We start from the raw sequence: 15,281 nt of genomic DNA, 5'->3' as shown, positions 1-15,281 counted from the left end.
GCACTTAATCGGAAAAACTACAGTTAGCTTTTGCTCGTACCTCGCTAATTTTAGCCAAATTGTATTTTTCCGCTTTGTTTATCGTTACACGTACAAGGAGATATCGTGATTAAAACTGACCATATATCTATTCAATGCCCCCAGTGTGGACATACTGAATTTGAGCAACCAGAAAACCCAAAAGATGACGACTTCGTGAAATGTAATAGCTGTCATTTTAAAATCATGTTGGCAGACCTAAAAGAAGTGGGTATTGAGCAAGCTAAAGAAGTCGTCATTCCTGAAGCGAAGGCAGAAATTGAAAAAATGCTCAAGAAAACATTTAAGGGGCGTTTTAAATGAGTAAGTTTGAAACTCTAAGCTTACTTGTATCTGCTTTGGCAGCGATAATTTCTACCGTATCTTTGATGCGCACAAGGAAGTTAGCTAAAGAACATTTAGAACTTGAAAGGATCACCGCTGAGCTATCTAGGCTTCAAATTGAAAGTATCGCAGAAGAAAAATCAAATAGAACGAAGCCAAAATTCAATGTAAATCTCACGAAGCTTGGTAAGTCTTACAACTTTTATATTTCCAACACAGGACACGGTAGTGCCTACAATGTCAATTTTGAGCTAGTCGATTGCGAAGATAGTCCTTTGTCATCTCATGACCTAAAAGATAAGTTTCCTCACCAAGAGATAAAGGCAAACTCAAGAGTTAAGCTCTTAGCGGGAATACACACGGGAAGCCCCAAAAAGTATCAAGTTAAGTTAACTTGGGAAAGTGAGAACGGTGAGAAGTATGAGGAAATGTTTTGGCCCACTATATAGCACGTGTAAAAAGCGACTAAGTTTATGAGTGTCCGCAATTGGCACGTATGCGACTGTCAGATTGATCAAAATCTAAAAGTCAAACCTGACAGATTAAGTTAAGACTTATTCACTTAGTCTATGTGTAACGCTTTTTACTTTCCCTTTAAAAGCCCGTACAATTCGCCTCGTTTTTAGCATGTACTTATTACAGTTTATTCAGGCGAATTATTAAACCTTATGCATCAAATAGTCGATCTAATTTCTATTTTTGAGTCAACGTTTTATCAAAGCCATAATACGCGCATAGTAAAAGGTGAGCATGAGCCTATTTATATTCCTGCTAGTGATGAAACAAACTTTCACCAAATTATATTTGCTCATGGTTTTTATGCCAGTGCGCTGCATGAAATTGCTCATTGGTTAGTCGCTGGCGATAAACGACGATTATTAGAAGATTACGGTTATTGGTATTGCCCTGATGGCCGTGATAAAGCGCAGCAAGCTGAGTTTGAAAGTGTTGAAATTAAACCACAAGCCATTGAATGGGCACTTAGTGTTGCCGCTGGTGTTAATTTTAATGTGTCGGTTGATAATTTAAATGGTGAACAGACGTGCCGATTTGCTTTTCAAGCACGCGTACATCAGCAGGTTTTACATTTGCTACAAGTAGGCTTCAATGAGCGTACTAATCGGTTATTACATGCGTTAAGTTCATTTTATAAAACACCGTGGCCTATCAGTGCTACGCAATTTGAGTGGCAGCCCCCTGAGGAGCTAAAGAATGCAGTTTAAATTAGGCTTAATTGTAAACCCTGTTGCGGGTTTAGGTGGAAGTGTTGCATTGAAGGGCAGCGATGGTATTGATACTGCAGCAAAAGCCATTAAATTAGGCGCCCAGCCTAAAGCCAATTTACGCACTAAAGCCGCGCTTGAGGTGTTGCTGCCTTATAAAGAGCAGTTAACCATTTTTACTGTTAATGATGTCATGGGTGAAAACACGGCTAAGGAACTTGGCTTTTCAACGCAGGTTATTTATCGCAGCGAGCACTCGACAACCAGTGATGATACAGAACTTGCTGCAAAAGCCTTGCAGCAACTTGGTGTAGATTTAATATTGTTTGCTGGTGGCGATGGTACCGCACGCAATATTTGTCATGCGGTGGATGACAGCGTACCAGTGCTTGGCATTCCTGCTGGCTGTAAAATTCATTCAGGAGTTTATGCCATTACCCCTAAAGCAGCGGGTCGGGTTGTAGAGATGCTGGTTAAAGGCGAGCTTGTTACATTAGCCGATGCGGATGTCATGGATATTGATGAAGATGCTTTTCGTCAAGGCACAGTAAAAGCCAAGCGTTACGGTGAAATGCAAGTACCTAGTGAAGTACGTTATGTACAAGCCGTTAAAAACGGCGGTAAAGAAACTGATGAATTAGTACTTGCTGATATTGCAGCTTACGTGGTGTCAGAAATGGAAGAAGATACCCAGTACATTATGGGCAGTGGCTCAACCGTTGAGGCAATAATGGAAGAAATGGGCCTTAGTAACACCTTGCTCGGGGTTGATTTAGTACAAGATCAAAGCCTCTTAGGCAACGACTTGACCGCTCAACAATTAATTGATTTAACGAAAGATGTGCCAACAAAGTTGGTGATCACTTTGATCGGCGGACAAGGGCATATATTTGGTCGGGGTAATCAACAATTAAGCCCTGCACTTATTCGTGCAATCGGTAAAGACAATATTATCGTTGTGGCAACCAAAACAAAATTACAGGCCTTAAATGGCCGGCCGCTCATTGCTGATACTGGCGATAGCGAACTAGATGATGAATTAAGTGGTTATATGCGGGTTACAACCGGATTTAACGACCATGTTATGTATGCTGTGGGTCACCAAGACCCCCTGCAAGTACAGGAGAATTAAATGAGTTTAGTAAGTTACATTGATGCAGCGCAGCAATATTTTGACGATTTAGTAGTAAAAGCCACTGATGATGAGCTTTTTGCAGGTGGTTATCTACGTGGTCATTTTGATTTAGCTGTAGGCTATGCACAAGTAGAAGAGCTTAATTTAGAAGTATCAGAGCTTAATGAAACGGTTGAGAAAAGCTTAGTTAAAGCTTATCGCAATGGTGAACTAAACGAAGATGATAAAGCACTTGTAGTGCGTATCTGGGAAGAAGTAAAAGCACTCGCTTGAATGTGATTTATTGTTGTACAAATAAAAACGGCTGAATGGCCGTTTTTTTGTGCACTTACAAATGTTTGTTCCTAATTTACCGCTTTATTGTTTACTTAAAATTTACCTAACGCAGCATTTGCGGTAATGTATGCTGGTTAAACTTCTAGGGAACAAGCGAAATGAACAACAATAATGATGCGACCATGCCGACCGGGCTAGTTGCGCGATTTTTAAACTTTGTCGAAAGGGTGGGTAACAAACTACCTGATCCAGCAATTATCTTTCTATTTGCCATGCTACTCATTTGGGTTTTGTCGTGGTGGTTTTCAGGTATTCAGTTTGATGCAATAGATCCTCGCACTGGCGAAGCCATTATTATTAATAATATGTTGGCTAGTGATTCACTCGCCACCTTCTTATCGTCTATGGTAAAAACATTTACCGGTTTTGCCCCATTAGGCGTGGTACTAGTAGCAATGCTGGGTGTCGGTGTCGCTGAGCATTCAGGCTTTATTAACACGGGCTTAAAGCTTATGTTAAAGGTAACGCCTAAGCAATTACTTACACCGTCTATTATTTTGGTTGCTATTGTTAGTCACACCGCAACGGATGCCGGATATGTATTAGTTATCCCACTCGCTGGCGTTATTTTTTATGCGGCAGGGCGTCATCCGCTTGCGGGTATTGCAGCGGCGTTTGCTGGTGTAAGTGGCGGTTTTGGTGCTAACTTTATTCCTTCAGGCATTGACCCATTATTGCAAAGCTTTACCCAAAGTGCGGCGCAAATAATTAATCCGACAATGTCGATTAACCCATTAAATAACTGGGCGTTCACTTCAGCTTCTAGCTTATTTATTGTTTTATTAGGCTGGTATATCACTGATAAAATTATTGAACCTCGATTGAAAAATACAGATCTTGACGGAAATGAAGAAGATCTTCCTGTGTTTGAAGATGCGCGTAGCGATGAAAAGCGAGCTTTCTTTATTGCAAGTGCGGTAATGGTGGCGGGACTTGCTTTATTGGCATTTGTTTCTGCACCAGCCGATTCAGCAATGCGCAGCGCTGATGGTTCACTTACTAATTTTAGTTCACCTTTAATGCAGTCAATCGTGCCGCTTATCTTTTTATTGTTTTGGATCCCAGGTGCGGTTTATGGTTTTACAGTTGGCACGTTTAAAAGCACTAAAGATATGATAGATGCAATGAGTAAAGCGATGAATGGCATGGCTTATTACATTGTAATGGCGTTTTTCTGTTCGTTATTTATTGCAGCGTTTAGTAAATCAAACTTAGGTGCGTTACTGGCAATTGAAGGCGCACAAATCTTAAAAGCAATGGAGCTACCGAGTGCTGTAACGGTCGTAGGTATCATCTTTTTGACTGGTTTTGTTAACTTATTTGTTGGTTCTAGCTCGGCTAAATGGGCGTTACTTGGTCCTGTATTTGTGCCTATGTTAATGCAACTGGGTATTTCACCTGATTTAACGCAAGCCGCGTATCGTGTAGGTGATTCAAGCTCAAACATTATTACCCCGTTAATGCCTTACTTTCCGCTCGTAGTGGTGTACTGTCAAAAGTATGTTAAAGGCACGGGCATCGGTACACTCATCGCTATGATGCTGCCGTATTCAATTGCCTTTATGATTGGTTGGAGTTTGTTTTTACTGGGCTATTGGGCACTTGGTATCCCGCTTGGTCTTGATGCAAGCTACGTTTACCCTGCTGTTGCACCATAGCTTAACCATCTTATTTTTAAATTAAAAAAACCTCATCATGAAAATGGTGAGGTTTTTTTACGATATTTAATAAATGCTTATGTATTAAAAAAATAACGAATGTAATGAGGCCACAGCTAGCAGCTTAATAACTTTTGTGTAACTTTTGATTGAGGTTGACCAAAGATAGTTTCTGTTTTACCACTTTCAACAATTTCGCCGTGATCTAGCACGACTAAATGGTCGCTTATATGGCGAACTAAGCTTAAGTGATGGGTAATCAAAATATAGCTTAACCCAGTGTCTTGCTGTAATTTTAGTAACAAGTTAACGGTTTGAGCGCGTACAGAGGGATCTAACGAAGATAAAGCTTCATCTAATACAACAACTTTTGGATCGAGGATTAAAGCACGAGCCAGGGCGACTCGCTGCAATTGACCGCCGCTAAACATATGCGGGTAGTAATGTTGGTGGTCGTTCAATAACCCCACTTTATGTAAGGTCGCTGAGATTTTGTTGGCGCGAGTTTCTTTATCTAAATCACTATTGTATTGCAAGCAATCGTCGAGCATATCGCCAATGGTTAAGCCCGGATTTAATGAAGCTTCCGAGTCTTGGAAAATCATTCTTATATGGCGGCATTGCTGATCACGTATACCTTTATCTTCGATAATTGTGCCATCAAGTAATATTTGCCCGCTATCAGCGCTGTCTGCACCAGATAAAAGTTTCGCGAGCGTACTTTTTCCTGAGCCGGTTTCGCCAATAATGGCTAAAGTTTCACCTTGATTCAAACAAAACGAGATATTCTTTAAGACCTCAAAGCGTTTACGTGAAAACAGACCTGCGCGTAAGTTAAAGCTCTTTGATAAGGCTTGTACCTTGAGCAATGGTTGCATCATTTCATCGCCTTAATTAATGGAAAATGGCAGGCATAACTATGGCCATGTTGTTTCGTTAATGGGGGAGTTACAACACAGGCCTTTTGTGCTTGTGGGCAACGTGGTCCGAGCCTGCACCCAATGGGTAAATGCTGCAAGGTTGGAATAGTCCCTTTTAGCGCATAAAAAGGCTCTTTATGTGCTAAGCCTTGCTCGTAATCTGGAAGGCTCTTTAATAGGGCTTGAGTGTATGGGTGACGAGGCTGTTTAAAAATTTTCCCCGTTGGACCTGCTTCAACCATTTGTCCGCAATACAAAACATGCATGCCATGAGACCAGTTCACGATTTCTTCAAGTTCATGAGAAATCATGAGGATCGACATGTTTTTAAGTTGATTCAAACTTTTTAATAATCTGAATACTTGAGCACGAGTCGTGCTTTCAAGTGCGGTGGTGGGTTCATCTGCAATTAAAAGTTTAGGAGTACGAGCAATGGCCATTGCTATCATAACCTTTTGGCAAACCCCTTCAGAAAGCTCATGTGGGTAACTTGTTAAAACCTTTTCATGGTCTTTAATACCCACCTTATGAATAAGCGCTTTTACACGGTCTTTACGCTGACGATTGCGCTTTAAGAAAAAGCCCTTACTTTGAATTTCCGGTAAGGTTTCTGCTATTTGGTCAAATATTTTAGCTGTGGGGTCAAGGCAGCGACTTGGGTCTTGATATATCATTGCGATATCTTGACCAACAATTTTTCGTCGTTGTTCACTTGATAAGCGCATTAAATCGACACCTCGCCAGTGCATACGATCGGCTGTAATGTGCCAGCGTTTATTGAGCACGCCCACAATGGCTTTGGCAATTAAGCTTTTTCCTGAGCCAGATTCACCGACTAGGGCGTGAACTTCACCCTCTTTTAAGCTTAAGCTCACTCTATCTACTGCACGAATTACAGTGTCTGAAGTTCTAAGCTCTATCGTTAAGTTACGTATGTCGAGTAATTGCATTTAATCTGCCTTACGTTCTTTTAACACTTGGCGAAGACCGTCACCGACTAAGTTAGTAGAGAGGACGGCTAAAAAGAGCAATACGCCGGGTAATCCAACTGTCCAAGGAGCCAAATAAATTAATCCAAGGTTTTCAGCTAAAATAGCACCCCACTCAGTCGTGGGTGGTTGTGCGCCTAGCTTGAGAAAGCCCAGAGCCGCTATATCTAATATAGCTGTAGACAGCGCCATGGTAAAAATAACCACAATATGCTCATAAATGTTAGGGAAAATACCACGAGAAAGCACATGCCAGTTTGAGGCGCCATCAAGCTTAAAAGCGGTGATATAGTCTTTGTTAAGTTCTTCCACAATCAGGTTACGCACTGAATGAATAAACTGAGGTAACAAGGCCAAAATAATTGCCCAAACAGTGTTCATCAAACCAGGACCTAGAATGGCAATAATAATAATGGCCAACAAAAGCGATGGAATGGATAACGTGATATCAAGTAAATGATTTAAAAAGCTCGAGCGTAAACCGCGGCTAATACCGGCAAACGTGCCCACCAAAACACCTATAACAGTGGTTATTAATGCCGCAATAACAGATAAACCAAAGGTATAGGTTGCCCCGTTCATTAAGCGTGACAGAACATCACGACCAAGGTCATCAGTGCCCAAAATAAAACGGACATCCCCAAGGTCATGCCATGAAGGAGGGATGAGCAATGCATCGCTGTGCTGTTGATTAACACCATAAGGTGCAAGAAAAGGCGCCGTCGTAGCCAACAAAACAAAAGCAATAAACACCCATAAGCCAACTAATGCCGGGTGATTAGACTTAAACTTTCGCCAAAATCGCGCTAGGGGCGATTTGTTAGACTCTTCTGAAAATAAATTAAACTTTGCCATGCGCTTGGTTCCGAGAAAGCGGATCGAACAGGGTATAGGTCAGTTCAGCAATGATAGTGGCTAAAATAACAAACATAGAAACCGCAAGTAAACCGCCTTGAATTGCAGGGTAATCACGTTGATAAATACTATCAATGAGCCAACGGCCTACACCAGGCCATGAGAAAATAACTTCTGTTATCATTGCAAGTGTGATCAAAGTACTAAATTGAAGACCGATTTGTTTAATGACAGGTAAAAGCGCATTACGCAGTGCATGATGCACTATTAATTGTGCTCTATTAAGCCCTTTAGCTCGTGCAGTTTTTATAAAATTTTGCTCAAGCACATTTAGCATCGATTCACGTGTAAAACGAATCAATACCGTGGTGGGGTACATGGCCAATACAATGGTCGGTAACGTTAAGTGATGAACTGCATCAATCATTGCCATGCCAGAGTAAGGAAACCCAGCCAAAGCAATATCAATGAGGATAAACCCTGTGTTTGGTGGGATTTCGTAAAGCAGCCCCATACGGCCCGACATCGGAAACCAACCTAGTTGCAACGAAAAGACCATGATGAGCAATAGCGCCAACCAAAAAACGGGCATTGAATACCCTGCAAGTGTTGAGGAGTTAATCAGTTTATCTGGCCACTTTTTATAATAGGCTGATGCTATTATTCCTGCGGGCACGCCAACTATCACTGAAATAATTAACGCGTATAAACTTAGCTCAAGTGTAGCGGGAAATAAATCCACAATATGGTTAAAAACATTATCGCCAGAGGCAAATGATAACCCCCAATCCCCCGAAATTATACGCTCTAAAAAAGCAAAGTATTGAGATACGTAATTTTCGTTAAAGTGATATTTTTCTTGAAGTTCACTCGTTTGTGAAAAGCTTGTATTAGAAATCCCGCTTAAATTACTTAATGCATCACCTGGAAACAAGTAACTAAGTGAAAATGTGAATATGCTTAAGGTGAGCATCATAAAAAAAAGTAAGCCCAAGCGCCGTAAGAAATAATCTAAAACCATTACTTCTTCCTCGCATTAGCCAGCGAAATCCCGCCGAATGGCCCAAGCGGAATGCCTTCTACATCGCTGCTACTTGCTTGAAATCGCATACCATGAGCAAGCGGTAACAATGGAAGTTCATTGATAAGCATGGATTGCGCTTGTTGGTAATATTGTTTGCGCATAGCCAAATCAGTGCTATCAAGTGCCTGTGTCAACAATAAGTCAAACTTAGGGTCACACCAATTTGCAGGATTTTTACCACTAAAGGTGGCAGAGCAACTGAGTAAAGGGCTAAAAAAGTTATCTGGGTCCGGTGTATCAGCAGCCCATCCAAGTAATACACTATCATGGCGATGTTCACCAATACGTTGAATAAACGTATTCCACTCATATTCTATAATGCTGACATTGACACCAATTTTGCGTAAATCGCTTTGCATTAATTCTGCCATTTTACGCGCATTTGGGTTATAAATTCGACTCACGGGCATAGCCCAAATAGTCATATTGAAACCGTTTTCCAGACCCGCTTCTTTTAAAAGTGCCATAGCCAAGTCAGGGTTAAAATCAGGCATATTTTGTTGTGATTTAAATGCCCATGAGGTGGGAGGTAGAATAGATCTTGCTCGAATACCGTTACCATAAAAAACGGCTTGCATGATTTTTTCAATATCGATGGCATGAGCAAGCGCTTTGCGTACTCTTATATCATTAAATGGTGGCCGTTCAGTGTTAAACGCCCAATACCCCACATTGAGATTCGTTTCTTTTTGAACGTTTATGTCGTCGCGTTGCGCCAAAATACTCAATTGAGCGCTACTTGGGTGTGCTGTTACATCACATTCTTTAGTGAGCATTTTTGCAATACGAGTTGTACCGTTGGGCGTAATATCATAAACCAGCTGTTCAAGCACGACTTTGTGTTTCCAGTAGTCGTTATTACGGTAATAACGTACTAAATGATCACGGCGGTACTCTTTATATATGTAAGGACCAGTACCAATTGGGTATTGATCAAATAAATTGAGTTGCTCTTGTGCTTTTAGTTGCATCGCGTATTCACGAGACAATACCACTGCAAAATCGGTTGCCATATTAGCTAAAAAGCTGCTTTCAGCATTAAATAGCTCAAACCGAACTTGGTAGTCAGATACACGCACTATGCGGCGAATAAGTTGATCAATTCCCACACTTTGAAAGTAGGGGTAATTTGCATCACCAACAAAGTGGTAAGGGTTGTAGACATCAAATAAACGACTAAAAGTAAATATCACATCGTCGGCGTTAAAGTCTCGCGAGGGGGTAAAGTAATTAGTAGTGTGAAATTTAACGCCTTTGCGCAAAGTAAAGGTGACGGCTTTACCGTCGGGGCTAATTTTCCAATCTGTTGCTAGTTCACTTTGAAATTCAGCCGTAACAGGGTCAATGCTGATTAAGCGGTCATAAAGTTGATTGGCAATGATGTCAATAGTTGAACCAGTGGTTGTAACTTGTGGATTAAACGAAACAGGATTTGCCTCAGCGCAATACACTAAGCCTTGGTTCTTTTCTTCTAGCGTTTTTTCTTCGGTATCGATGCAGCCTGCTAGGCAGAGCGACAGCATACCAAGTAATAATTTATACACTCGTTCAACCTCTGACTATTGTTGTTGATCTAGCAAATTATATTTTTTCAAATAGCCTCTAAGTTGATGATACGTCAAACCAAGTACTTCTGCAGTCTTCTTTTGATTAAATTGACTGTATTCCAGTGCTTTTTTTATTAAATCAATTTCAAACTCATTTGAAAGATCTTTTAAACTGCATGGAAAACTATGAACCACAGGCTCACTAATCGGAGTTACTTCTTTAACAATCGGCGCATCTTGTGTTGATTGTTCAGCCTTAACAGGGGCTTTAATACGTTGTTTGGGTCTGAATTTACTTTCAAATGGATCTAAAACAATCTGGTGAACGGGAATATGTTCATTACCATGTCGGTATAAACTTCGCTCCACGACATTTTTTAACTCACGAATGTTACCTGGCCAGTCATAGGTTTGCAGTATTTCAACGGCGCTTCGGGTAAAGCCACTAAAAAGCTCCCACTCTAAATCACGGGCCATATTAATGGCAAACTGCTCAGCTAATAACATGATGTCGTCTTGGCGTTCACGTAGCGGCGGCAGAGTAATTACATCAAAGGCAAGCCGGTCAAGTAAATCACTTCTAAATTCGCCTTGTTCGGCCAAATAGGGTAAGTCTTCATTGGTAGCACACACTAAGCGGGTATCTACTTTAACTGTTTGTTTACCACCCACTCGTTCAAACTCGCCGTATTCAATGACTCGTAGTAGCTTTTCTTGCACCATAGCTGAGGTATTGGCTAACTCATCTAAAAACAGGGTACCGGAATTAGCACGCTCAAAGCGACCTTCATGGCGTTTACTGGCACCCGTAAATGCGCCACTTTCGTGGCCAAACAATTCGCTTTCAAGTAGGTTTTCATTTAATGCCGCGCAGTTGAGCTTTACATAGTTTTGCTCCCAGCGTTTTGACAAAAAATGTAAACGAGCAGCAATTAACTCTTTACCTGTACCGCGCTCACCAATAATTAATACCGGTTTATCTAAACTTGCCAGCTGCGATACTTGATCCAATACAGCTAAAAAGCTGTCTGATTGGCCGAGTAAGTTATCCTGTTGACGAAATTGGCTCATATTCCCTAACTCTTAGTCATTTTTACTAACTGTTAGTGTATTTCATAATTCGGGAGAACTAAAGGAATTTGTATTTTTAGTTTAACTTTATGAAAATATTACTGTATTTTATGTTTTATAAAGTTGGCAAGCATATTGTAACAGTGAGTGCAGACCAATTAAGTTAAACATCACAGAGGTAAATGTTATGGGAATTTTTTCACGTTTTGCAGACATTGTTAATTCTAATATCAATGCCATTTTGGATAAAGCAGAAGATCCTGAAAAAATGGTTCGTCTTATCATTCAAGAAATGGAAGACACATTAGTTGAAGTTCGTTCAACATCAGCTAAAACACTCGCTGAGAAAAAAGAGTTAGTACGTCGCGTTGATACATTAAAAGCACAAGTGTCGGAGTGGCAAGACAAAGCAGAGCTAGCACTAAGCAAAGATCGTGATGACCTAGCGCGTGCCGCATTGCTTGAAAAGCAAAAGTCGGCTGACGCTGTTGCTGCCGTTGAAAATGAGCTTAGCCATGTAGAGTCCCATATCGAGAAACTGCAGCAGGAAGTGAGCACATTACAAGAGAAATTGGCTGACGCGAAAGCACGTCAAAAAGCTATTATCTTACGTCAACGCTCGGCTGAGTCGCGCCTTGAAGTGAAAAAAGCACTCGATAGCTCAAAAGTTGAAGATGCTTTAAATCGCTTTGAACGTTACGAAACTAAAATTGATGGTCTAGAATCTCAAGTAGAATCGTACGACTTAGGTAAAAAGTCATTATCTGATGAAATTGCTGATTTACAGCAAAATGAGAAGATTGACGACGAGCTAGCAGCGCTTAAAAAGAAGCTTGCTGACAAATAAAATATAATAATTAAGGGGGAATACTTTCCCCCTATGCTTAAACAAATAAACGGATTGTGCAGGAGAAGGTTATGATTGACGCAGATGTGCTGGTTGCCCCAATTATCATTTTTATGATTGTGGTTGCGCCACTATGGTTAATTTTACATTATCGTAGCAAAAAGCAGGTAAGCCAAGGCTTGAGTGAACATGAACATCGCCAGTTATTAGAGCTTGCTCAAAAGGCAGATAAAATGGCAGACCGAGTAGAAACACTAGAAGCACTACTTGATCAAGAGGCCCCACAGTGGAGGCGTAAAGTATGAATACTAAACGTGAACTGTTAAGAGACCCAGTACGAGGCAAAATTGCCGGTGTATGTGCAGGACTCAGTGATTACTTTAATATGGAATTGTGGTTAGTCAGAATTATTTTTGTCACTGCAGTTTTATTAGCCGGCGGTCCTTTATTTGTGGTTGCCTATATTGCAGCGTGGTTTATTTTAGATAAAAAGCCTGCAAATTCACCGGCAAGCTCTTATGCAACACAGCATGAAGACCCACTTGAAGTAAAATTTAAAGTATGGCAAAAAGGTGAGCCACCACGTCGCGCATTGCAAGATCTTAAAGAACGTTTGGGCCGTGTTGATTCTCGTTTGCAAGAGATGGAACGTTACGTTACTTCAACTGAATTTACGGTTAGCCGTGAAATCAATAAGCTTTAAAGGATTCAATAGCACTTTATCAGGCTCGTAAACTAAGTAGATAAAGTGCTCACTCATTATGATAAACACTTCATCTGCTAAAAAAGCCTTTAGTAAACTCAAAGGGAAAGCTGAAAAAGCGGTCCATCGCAGTCTAGATCAACACGTAAAGCTTGCCGTAACAGGCTTAAGTGGTAGCGGTAAAACCGCCTTTATTACCGCACTTGTTAAACATTTAACCAGTCAAGCTGACGATAAAAACTTACCTTTTTTTGATGTTATGCAGCAAAAGCGCCATATCGCCACTAAGGTGGTGCCGCAGCAAGCGCTAACTATTCCTACCTTTGCTTATCAAAATGCGTTAGGGGCATTACTGCCTCACGATGGCGAACCTATGTGGCCTGCCTCAACAGAGCGTATAAATACCCTACGTTTGGCTATTAAATACCAAAGTGGCTCGGGTTTACGCTCGCACATTGCACCACAATCAACATTATACCTTGATATTATTGATTACCCGGGTGAATGGTTGCTCGATTTACCAATGCTTGAGCAAAGCTATCAGCAGTGGTGTGCGCAACAATACGCGTTATTAGTGCAGCAGCCTCGCGCAGATAAAGCACAAAACTTTTTATCTGCACTTAATAATCTTGATTTGGATGCGCCTGTCGATGAGCACGCCTTAAGTGAAATTGCCAAACTCTACCAAAGCTTGCTAGTGGGTTTAAAAAAAGACACTAAACTTGCCATGCTCCAACCAGGGCGTATGCTGATGCCAGGTGAACTGCAAGGCGCACCACTTTTGTTGTTTTTCCCTGTGGCTGAATATGACTCTGAAGTCATACCCGGTTCAAATTTGGCACATTTACATAAGCGTTTTAACGCCTATGTAAAAGAAGTGGTGAAACCATTTTACACCCAGCACTTTCGTCATTTTGACCGTCAGATTGTATTGGTCGATGTACTGAGTGCATTAAATGAAGGACCTGAGACGCTGCATGAACAAAGCGCTGTCATTGGGCAATTACTGGCGCATTTTAATTATGGTGAAAATAGCTTCATAAAGCGTTTATTCAAACCCAATATAGATAAATTATTGTTTGCAGCTAATAAATCCGATCACATTAGCGGTGAACACCACAAAGATTTAGCCTTACTACTTGATTCATTGGTACATGAGCAAGCAAATCAGCTTAAGTTTGATGGGGTAAAAATTGAAACCATCGCCATGTCATCTATCGCCGCGACGCAACCGCGAAAAATTATTGAGCAAGGCAAACCCCTTAATTGTATTTATGGCAAGCCATTAAATGAGCAGCAATGGTTGACTTACTTACCTGGGCAACCGCCATCACGTATGTTGACTAAAACAGAATGGCCTGCAAACGGATTTGAGTTTTTGTCATTCTCACCTATGCCATGCCCAGATAAGCAGTTAAAGCATATTCGGTTAGATCATGTTATGCAGTACCTATTAGGAGATAAACTTACATGAGCGAATCAACTTCATTTCAAGCAGGAAGGCGTATTGAGTCAGAGCAGCCAGTTGCCGATCCTGAATTAAACTTGGTGACTGCAAAAATCGTTGAACAAGGTGAATTTGAGCACCAAACAGAACAAGAGCCTGAGTTAGACGATGATATTGATTTAGCACCTGTTTATAAAAAATCAAAATGGCAAACCTTAAAAGGGGTATTTGTTGTTAGTTTTTTAACCTTAGTGCTCATGGAATTTGCATTTTCGTTAATGATTGCATTTCAACAATCAATTATTTTAGGCACTGTTTATTCGATTGCCGTTGTTACTGGCTTTTTGCTAATTGGCCGTTTGTTATGGCGGGAATACCGCATGTTACGCAGTTTAAAGCGCAATCAATTACACCGTCACGAAGCCGATAGGTTACTTAATTCAGAGCAGGTGGGTGGTGCCTTGCCTTGGCTAGAAAAGCTTAACAAGCATCAGCAATTAACAGGCTTTGAAGCGTTTAAAGCAAGTGTTGCAACGCACCATACAGATAAAGAAATCATGACCTTATACGCTGATAGCTTATTGGTCGCGCAAGACACCCAAGCAAAGAAATTAATTAACCGCTTTGCCACAGAGTCTGGTTTGCTGGTGGCACTTAGCCCGATTGCATTAGTTGATATGATGGCTGTACTGTGGCGAGGCACTAAATTAATAGAGCAAATAGGGCGTATTTATGGCATTGGATTTGGTTATGCAAGCCGTATTAAGCTCTATAAAATGCTGATAAAACAAGTGATGTTTGTAGGAAGTGCAGAGCTGGTATCTGACTTAGCGGCAACCGCACTTAGTGCTGAGTTACTGGGTAAGCTGTCTGGTCGTGCGGCGCAAGGTTTAAGTGCTGGCATATTTACCGCGCGTATTGGTTATAAAGCGATGGAGTTAAGCCGCCCGCTACCTCGTCTAGAGCATAAACGCAGCTTGCTTAAAGGTACCGCACAGCTTATTGCTAGTAAGATTGTGTCTCGTAAAAAGACAAGCCAAGATCAACAACCCTTATAGAACTGACAACATATCTGTACAGTGGCTATTAGGTGCTTAGCACTG

Annotated in this window: 17 protein-coding genes; 11 read left to right on the top strand and 6 right to left on the bottom strand. The window is 41.0% G+C overall.

The features are described 5' to 3' along the window. Positions 1-105: 105 nt before the first annotated feature. The 6 genes from C7Y70_RS00855 (at position 106) to C7Y70_RS00830 (ending at position 4,715) form a co-directional block, all read left to right on the top strand. Complete coding sequence (locus C7Y70_RS00855; RefSeq protein ID WP_099296112.1) at positions 106-342, top strand: hypothetical protein; 237 nt, start codon at positions 106-108, stop codon at positions 340-342. Beyond that, positions 339-812 (top strand): hypothetical protein, encoded by a 474-nt coding sequence (locus C7Y70_RS00850; protein WP_099296111.1) that lies wholly within the window; start codon positions 339-341, stop codon positions 810-812. The genes C7Y70_RS00855 and C7Y70_RS00850 overlap by 4 nt, the downstream gene beginning before the upstream one ends. 219 nt (positions 813-1,031) lie before the next feature. After that, positions 1,032-1,586, top strand: a complete 555-nt coding sequence (locus tag C7Y70_RS00845; protein ID WP_135473051.1) for an elongation factor P hydroxylase — start codon at positions 1,032-1,034, stop codon at positions 1,584-1,586. Then, complete coding sequence (locus tag C7Y70_RS00840; RefSeq protein WP_135473050.1) at positions 1,576-2,718, top strand: ATP-NAD kinase family protein; 1,143 nt, start codon at positions 1,576-1,578, stop codon at positions 2,716-2,718. Before C7Y70_RS00845 ends, C7Y70_RS00840 begins: the two co-directional genes overlap by 11 nt. Next, the gene (locus C7Y70_RS00835) at positions 2,719-2,994 is read left to right on the top strand and encodes a YfcL family protein (RefSeq protein WP_058560528.1); all 276 of its coding nucleotides are present in this window, start codon (positions 2,719-2,721) and stop codon (positions 2,992-2,994) included. A gap of 161 nt (positions 2,995-3,155) precedes the next feature. Continuing rightward, entirely contained in the window at positions 3,156-4,715 is a 1,560-nt protein-coding gene (locus C7Y70_RS00830) for an AbgT family transporter (protein WP_099296108.1), read from the top strand. 116 nt (positions 4,716-4,831) lie between these two features. On the opposite strand, the gene C7Y70_RS00825 is transcribed toward C7Y70_RS00830, so the two are convergent. From C7Y70_RS00825 to pspF, 6 genes are read right to left on the bottom strand one after another with little or no spacing between them, the layout of a single operon-like run. Further along, positions 4,832-5,593: an ATP-binding cassette domain-containing protein gene (locus tag C7Y70_RS00825; RefSeq protein WP_099296142.1), complete on the bottom strand. Its 762-nt coding sequence runs from the start codon at positions 5,591-5,593 to the stop codon at positions 4,832-4,834. Next, positions 5,593-6,585: an oligopeptide/dipeptide ABC transporter ATP-binding protein gene (locus tag C7Y70_RS00820; protein ID WP_099296107.1), complete on the bottom strand. Its 993-nt coding sequence runs from the start codon at positions 6,583-6,585 to the stop codon at positions 5,593-5,595. The genes C7Y70_RS00825 and C7Y70_RS00820 overlap by 1 nt, the downstream gene beginning before the upstream one ends. Continuing rightward, entirely contained in the window at positions 6,586-7,479 is an 894-nt protein-coding gene (locus C7Y70_RS00815) for an ABC transporter permease subunit (protein WP_099296106.1), read from the bottom strand. Then, positions 7,466-8,500, bottom strand: coding sequence for an ABC transporter permease (locus C7Y70_RS00810; protein WP_135473049.1), 1,035 nt, complete (start codon positions 8,498-8,500; stop codon positions 7,466-7,468). Before C7Y70_RS00810 ends, C7Y70_RS00815 begins: the two co-directional genes overlap by 14 nt. Continuing rightward, the gene (locus C7Y70_RS00805) at positions 8,500-10,107 is read right to left on the bottom strand and encodes an ABC transporter substrate-binding protein (protein ID WP_135473048.1); all 1,608 of its coding nucleotides are present in this window, start codon (positions 10,105-10,107) and stop codon (positions 8,500-8,502) included. Before C7Y70_RS00805 ends, C7Y70_RS00810 begins: the two co-directional genes overlap by 1 nt. Positions 10,108-10,122: 15 nt before the next feature. After that, positions 10,123-11,181, bottom strand: a complete 1,059-nt coding sequence (pspF, locus tag C7Y70_RS00800; protein ID WP_099296103.1) for a phage shock protein operon transcriptional activator — start codon at positions 11,179-11,181, stop codon at positions 10,123-10,125. A 187-nt stretch (positions 11,182-11,368) separates the two neighbouring features. On the opposite strand from pspF, the gene pspA reads away from it, so the two are divergent. From pspA to C7Y70_RS00775, 5 genes are all read left to right on the top strand, one after another. Continuing rightward, positions 11,369-12,028, top strand: a complete 660-nt coding sequence (gene pspA, locus C7Y70_RS00795; protein ID WP_099296102.1) for a phage shock protein PspA — start codon at positions 11,369-11,371, stop codon at positions 12,026-12,028. Positions 12,029-12,099: 71 nt separating this feature from the next. Further along, on the top strand, positions 12,100-12,333 hold the full coding sequence (pspB, locus tag C7Y70_RS00790) for an envelope stress response membrane protein PspB (protein WP_099296101.1): 234 nt from the start codon (positions 12,100-12,102) through the stop codon (positions 12,331-12,333). Next, positions 12,330-12,731, top strand: a complete 402-nt coding sequence (gene pspC, locus C7Y70_RS00785) for an envelope stress response membrane protein PspC (protein ID WP_135473047.1) — start codon at positions 12,330-12,332, stop codon at positions 12,729-12,731. The genes pspB and pspC overlap by 4 nt, the downstream gene beginning before the upstream one ends. A 58-nt stretch (positions 12,732-12,789) precedes the next feature. Further along, positions 12,790-14,205, top strand: coding sequence for a YcjX family protein (locus C7Y70_RS00780; protein ID WP_210114645.1), 1,416 nt, complete (start codon positions 12,790-12,792; stop codon positions 14,203-14,205). Beyond that, the gene (locus tag C7Y70_RS00775) at positions 14,202-15,236 is read left to right on the top strand and encodes a TIGR01620 family protein (RefSeq protein ID WP_135473046.1); all 1,035 of its coding nucleotides are present in this window, start codon (positions 14,202-14,204) and stop codon (positions 15,234-15,236) included. The genes C7Y70_RS00780 and C7Y70_RS00775 overlap by 4 nt, the downstream gene beginning before the upstream one ends. Positions 15,237-15,281: the final 45 nt, after the last annotated feature.

Source organism: Pseudoalteromonas sp. KS88 (assembly GCF_004766475.1).
Lineage (GTDB): Bacteria > Pseudomonadota > Gammaproteobacteria > Enterobacterales > Alteromonadaceae > Pseudoalteromonas.
This window is presented reverse-complemented; position numbering and strand designations above follow the sequence as displayed.

Bases quoted from the DNA above. Each gene is read 5' to 3' on its own strand.
- C7Y70_RS00835 (WP_058560528.1), top strand. From the start codon at position 2,719: ATGAGTTTAGTAAGTTACATTGATGCAGCGCAGCAATATTTTGACGAT.
- C7Y70_RS00845 (WP_135473051.1), top strand. From the start codon at position 1,032: ATGCATCAAATAGTCGATCTAATTTCTATTTTTGAGTCAACGTTTTAT.
- pspB (WP_099296101.1), top strand. From the start codon at position 12,100: ATGATTGACGCAGATGTGCTGGTTGCCCCAATTATCATTTTTATGATT.
- pspC (WP_135473047.1), top strand. From the start codon at position 12,330: ATGAATACTAAACGTGAACTGTTAAGAGACCCAGTACGAGGCAAAATT.
- C7Y70_RS00780 (WP_210114645.1), top strand. From the start codon at position 12,790: ATGATAAACACTTCATCTGCTAAAAAAGCCTTTAGTAAACTCAAAGGG.
- pspF (WP_099296103.1), bottom strand. From the start codon at position 11,181: ATGAGCCAATTTCGTCAACAGGATAACTTACTCGGCCAATCAGACAGC.
- pspA (WP_099296102.1), top strand. From the start codon at position 11,369: ATGGGAATTTTTTCACGTTTTGCAGACATTGTTAATTCTAATATCAAT.
- C7Y70_RS00815 (WP_099296106.1), bottom strand. From the start codon at position 7,479: ATGGCAAAGTTTAATTTATTTTCAGAAGAGTCTAACAAATCGCCCCTA.
- C7Y70_RS00775 (WP_135473046.1), top strand. From the start codon at position 14,202: ATGAGCGAATCAACTTCATTTCAAGCAGGAAGGCGTATTGAGTCAGAG.
- C7Y70_RS00810 (WP_135473049.1), bottom strand. From the start codon at position 8,500: ATGGTTTTAGATTATTTCTTACGGCGCTTGGGCTTACTTTTTTTTATG.
- C7Y70_RS00820 (WP_099296107.1), bottom strand. From the start codon at position 6,585: ATGCAATTACTCGACATACGTAACTTAACGATAGAGCTTAGAACTTCA.
- C7Y70_RS00825 (WP_099296142.1), bottom strand. From the start codon at position 5,593: ATGCAACCATTGCTCAAGGTACAAGCCTTATCAAAGAGCTTTAACTTA.
- C7Y70_RS00830 (WP_099296108.1), top strand. From the start codon at position 3,156: ATGAACAACAATAATGATGCGACCATGCCGACCGGGCTAGTTGCGCGA.
- C7Y70_RS00840 (WP_135473050.1), top strand. From the start codon at position 1,576: ATGCAGTTTAAATTAGGCTTAATTGTAAACCCTGTTGCGGGTTTAGGT.
- C7Y70_RS00850 (WP_099296111.1), top strand. From the start codon at position 339: ATGAGTAAGTTTGAAACTCTAAGCTTACTTGTATCTGCTTTGGCAGCG.